Source organism: Kitasatospora nipponensis (assembly GCF_039528135.1).
Lineage (GTDB): Bacteria > Actinomycetota > Actinomycetes > Streptomycetales > Streptomycetaceae > Kitasatospora > Kitasatospora nipponensis.
The window spans coordinates 1-1,445 of record NZ_BAAALF010000451.1 but is presented as its reverse complement, the minus strand read 5'-3'; the positions used below and the strand labels follow the sequence as shown (position 1 = coordinate 1,445).

Annotated in this window: 1 pseudogene; it reads left to right on the top strand. The window is 78.8% G+C overall.

The features are described from left to right. A pseudogene (locus ABD323_RS41100) lies at positions 1–1,445 on the top strand (hypothetical protein); the annotation flags it as partial.

The window sequence follows — 1,445 nt, the reverse complement described above, 5'->3', positions numbered from 1 at the left end:
CCCGGGAGGCCGCCGCCGCCGAGGGCCGCGCCGACCTCGCCGCCGCCCGCGCCGCCGACGCCCGCCCGGCCACCCAGCGCGCGCTGGCCGCCGAGCAGCTCACCGCCGCCCTGCTGGCCGCCGAACCGCGGCTGGCCGAACTGCTCTCGCTGGAGCCCTACCACGACGGCGACCCCACCGAGGAGGCCGAGGACCCGGCGGTGGACCGGCTCACCCCCGCCGTCCTGGACCGCGCGGCCGAGGACCTGACCGAGCTGCTGGACAGCACCGTCGCGGCCGCCGGGCGCACCCTGTTCGACCTGCGCACCGCGCCCGCCGACGACTCGCTGATCCTGGCCGCGCTCGGCGACGGCGGCCTGCTGCCGCCGGGCCCGGACGTGCTGGCCACCGTCGAGTACCTCGCCGAGCACGGCATCCCCGCGCTGCCCGGCTGGCGCTACCTGGCCCAGTCCGTCGACCCGGTGGACCACGAGCGGATCCTGGCCGCCCGCCCCGAGCTGGTCGACGGCGTGGTGGTCACCGACCCCGCCTCGCTGGAACGCGCCCGCGAGGCGCTGCAGGCCGCCGCCCTGCTGCCGTGCTCGACCGTGGCGGTCGGCGCGGCCGCCTCCCTGATCGCCCCGATCACCGACGAGCCGGCGTTCTTCCTGGTGCCGCCGAACCCGGCCATGCACGACGAGAGCGCCGCCGACCAGGAACGCCGCGAGCTGCGCGGGCGGGCCACCGCCCGCGAGGAGCACATCCGCGAGCTGGCCGCCCGGCTCGGCGCCGCCGGCGCGCTGGCCGCCCGGCTCGCCTCCTGGCAGTCCAGCTGCCCGCCCGGCACGCTCACCGAACTGGCCGAGGCCGCCTCCACCGCCACCGAGCAGGCCAAGCTCGCCGCCGCCCAGCTGGCCACCGCCCGCGCCGAGCACGGCGAGGCGGAGGCCGAGCGGGCCACCCTGGCCGCGCTGTACGAGGAGCGCCGCGAGAGCGCCCAGCAGGCCCGCCGGCGTGCGGACGCGCTGGCCGGCCTGGCCTTCCGGCTGCGCGAGCGGTCCGGCTGGAGTCGCGCGCGGCGCGAGCTGGCCGAGGCCGCCGCCGAGTGCGACCGGCGCCACCTGGCCTGCGCCGAGCGGGCCCGGGCCTGCGACGAGGACCGCCGGGCCGCCCAGCGCGCCGCCAACGACGCCCGCCGCACCGCCCGCTACTACTGCTCCGCGCTGGCCATGCGGTGCACCGCGTACGCGGGCCCCGAGACCGGCCGTCCCGACACGCTCTCCTTCGTCCTGGAGTCCGGGGCGACCCGACTGATCGTCAGCTCCGCCCTGCACCCCTTCACCGAGCGGGCCGAACGGATCGCCCGGCACGTCTCCCGGCACGGCGACACCATCCTCGACCTGGTCATCGAAGTGCCCGACGCCTACGCCGCGTACGACTACGCGGTCGACCGCGGCGCCCTCTCG